At 26.4% G+C, this 3,590-nt stretch carries 3 protein-coding genes; 2 read left to right on the forward strand and 1 reads right to left on the reverse strand.

Annotation, left to right across the window (positions count from 1 at the left end; translation table 11 throughout):
• Nucleotides 1-445: hypothetical protein (locus tag MBFIL_RS03245; RefSeq protein WP_157078598.1), on the reverse strand; the 445-nt coding region annotated here is incomplete at its 3' end.
• Nucleotides 446-557: 112 nt separating this feature from the next.
• Between MBFIL_RS03245 and MBFIL_RS03250 the strand changes: the two genes are divergently transcribed.
• Together MBFIL_RS03250 and MBFIL_RS03255 are read left to right on the forward strand one after the other, a co-directional pair.
• Nucleotides 558-767 carry an NADPH-dependent FMN reductase family protein gene (locus MBFIL_RS03250; RefSeq protein WP_211261699.1) on the forward strand — a complete coding sequence of 70 codons (210 nt, stop codon included), beginning with the start codon at nt 558-560 and terminating at the stop codon, nt 765-767.
• Nucleotides 768-1,463: 696 nt separating this feature from the next.
• Nucleotides 1,464-3,350 (forward strand): pseudomurein-binding repeat-containing protein, encoded by a 1,887-nt coding sequence (locus tag MBFIL_RS03255; protein ID WP_211261700.1) that lies wholly within the window; start codon nt 1,464-1,466, stop codon nt 3,348-3,350.
• Nucleotides 3,351-3,590 lie beyond the last annotated feature (240 nt).

Here is a 3,590-nt window from a genome sequence, read left to right on the forward strand (position 1 = left end):
AATTATATTTAGCCTGTAAATACATGATTTTAAACATTAAAGTAACATCATGATGTGGTCTACCTCTGCACTGGTGATTGTACATGGATTCCAGTATTGATCTATATATTTCACAATTCAGCATATTCTTATGTTCTTTCAACTCTAACAACTCTTCATTTTCATTATTCATAGAGTTAAGAAGAAAAAGAGTCTTAAAATGATTCACACTTTCTCCATCATCTAATGCGCGAACCATTCTTTCCAAATCACAACACAAAAGCTCTTTATTAAAAGGACTATTAATATTAAAATTAAGACCTTCCTTCCACAAATCACTAAAATCCCCACGAACAACAGACCTCAAATAATCAAAATCAACACTAAACTTACCACTACTCTCCCAAACATTCAACTTCTTCAACACAAACCTAAAACACTTACGAATACTACTATTAAAACTCATAAAAAAATATATAAACAATCAAACATAAATAAAAATACCAAAGAAAAAAAATAATACATATAAAAAGAAAATTATTAAATACGAATCCTCATATTATTATATTATAAATTTATTGGAGACCAAAGATTATGGAAAACAAATGGATAAAAAGGTTTTAATAATTGTTCATTCATATCATCAGATGAATACAATGGAAATAGCTGAAGCTTTTTCAAAAAAAACAAATGCGAAAATAGTTAAAGCTCAAGATTTTAATATTGAAGAAATAGAAAATTATGATTTCATTGGATTTGGGTCTGGAATTGATATACAAGATTTGTAATTATCTATATTAAAATTTAAGGTATTATCAATTACATCAGTTGTAGCTTCTAATAGAGCTTAATGGAGTTATTACTGCTCTCTTATATTTATGTATACTTTAATTATAATTTATTTAATTATTTAATTTATTTTTCACATGACCTAATTATGTGTAGATGCCCATAACTTCTTTTTATTTTTAAATATATTTTTCATGTTATGTTAATTCTATAAACTGAATATACACTGACATTATCAATTGATATTTTTATTGACTTATTAATATTTATTATTTTATATTTTACATAATTTAATATGATTTGCTCTAAAAATATATTTTGTTTTTATTTATAATGACATTATTATTATATTAAAATAAATCATAATATTTATATATTATAAAAAGAATATATTATACTGTTCATTTTAAAACATTTTATATCTTTTGTTAAAAACTATTTTGGTAATATCATAGTTTTTCATGTCATTAATTTAACTTTAGATATTATAATGAACTAAAAACTAATGTACTAATTATCATATTATTTCATGATATGATAACAAAATATATATTAGATGAAATATAAACATATTATATGCGCATATTAGTCGAATAATATATATTTATTCTGTACTATTTAGCGTTAGAGTTGGAGGTAAAAACATTTCAAGTAGTACTAAAATGTTTTTTGTGTTTATAATACTCTTGTTCACTGTGAATTTGGGTATGATTTATGCAGATGACATTAATCAAACTAATGAAAGTCTTTTTACTGAAAATATGGATAATTTATCTTTAAATGCCAAGGAATATTCAATGAATAGTCTCAATTCAAGTAATGGGTCAACAAATGATTATAAATCAATTGAGACGCCTACACAGGAATTAAATTCTAATATATCTAAGATAAATGATTCTAAGTTGAATACTAGTGGAAACATTAATAATACGACTGATATAATCAGTTCAAGTAGCAATTCTAGTGAGAGTAATAAAGAAAAAGTGAATGAAAATTTAAATAATTCAGTATCAACTAAAAATAAGGTGCAATTTGCAGGAAGTAGTCTATACACTGTAAATAAAAGTGCAATATTAGATGCAGCAGCTGGAGTTAAAAAGTTTGTTGAAAAAAATAATAGAGTTCCAGATTATGTTATTATCTCTGGAGATAAATTTTCAATGTCTGACTTTTTATACATGCTTTCTAAAACCATTGTAAATATAGCAAATAAAAGCAGTGATAGTGTCAAATTAAGTGAATATAAAAACCCTAGTGCTCCTCAGGGGACGGCTGTTAAAGGAAAAGTTCAGGAATCACAATATATTGATTTGAGTAAAAGAGTTGTAGCTTTTTATGAAAAACATGGTATAGCTCCTAATTTTGGTAAAACTAACTTAGGAAATATTCAATTTCAATCAATGATTGATGGATTTTCAAGAATTCTTAATTTTGTGAAAGTGAATAAAGTATTACCTAAATATGTTTCATACAATGTTAAAAGTTCAAGCAATATAAATAAGGTAATTCCAAAAATAACAGGAACGCATGGTTTAACTATATCTCATAAACCTGGAAATTCTTCATCTAGTTCAAATAACACTAACAATACTATATATGGAAATATGAGTATTGGTGACATTAAGAAAGCTTCTACTGAACTTAAGAACTATATAGATTCATATAATAAAGTTCCTTCAGCTATTCTTGTGGATGGTAAAAAGTATTCAATGAGCGAATTCTTATATTTAATGGCTGCGTCTATTGAATATGTATATTCGGGCATAAATAAAGATATTCAATCTAAACCTGTTGGGGATTCTTCTTCAACTGTTGGAAATGCAGTTAATGGTACTTTATATGCTAAAGACTATATTGATCTAGCATCACGAATTGTGGAGTATATTGATGCTTATGGTAAAGCTCCAGATTACGGAATTTCACCTGTAGGTAAACTTCAATATCAAAACATCGTAGATGGTTTTTCAAGAGTTCTTCACTATGTGAATGTAAAACAGGAAATACCTGACTATGTAAGCTATACTGGTAAGGTATTGAAATCTGTCGATGTTGTTGTTGGAAATACAACTGCTAAGGCTCCTGTTACAGTTCCATCAAGTCCTATGAATAGTAAATATGATGGTGAATCCTTGGCTCAATATCTACAAGCAACAACTAATGCTCAAGTTAATGATCCTGTTATTCAGGCTTTAGCTAAAAAAATTACAGCAGGTTGTACTTCTGAATTAAGTAAGGCAGTAGCTTTATTTAATTGGGTTAGAGACAATGTAGGATATAGCTATTATTTTAATACTCAACAAGGTGCTAAAAAGGTAACTACAAGCTTATCTGCTAATTGTGTAGATACATCTCACTTATTAATAGCTCTTTCAAGAGCAAGTGGATTACCAGCACGTTATGTAAATGGTAAAGCTACTTTTAATAGTGGAAATGTGATTGGTCATACATGGGCTCAAATTCTCATTGGAGATGTTTGGGTAGTTGCGGATGCTATAAGTTCTAGAAATAGCTTTGGTGTAATAAATAATTGGAATACAAAAAATCCTACTATTTATGGTAAATATGCATCTATTAGTTTCTAATGATTAAATTTTTAATTTGCTGACGAATCGGTAATAAGATGAAAAATATTTTTCATTTTTTATTTTTATTTTTTAAACAATATCTATATTGCATTGTTAATTTCTGTTTTTTTGTTTGTGTCAAAATTTTACCTCTTGTCATTTTATTTTTCAATGTTTTAGTATTCATGTTAATAAATACTATTTACATGTTTAATTATTGTCTAAAAACCTCCTGTGAAAAAAAATTTTTAAATCTAA

The organism is Methanobrevibacter filiformis, assembly GCF_001639265.1.
GTDB lineage: Archaea > Methanobacteriota > Methanobacteria > Methanobacteriales > Methanobacteriaceae > Methanacia > Methanacia filiformis.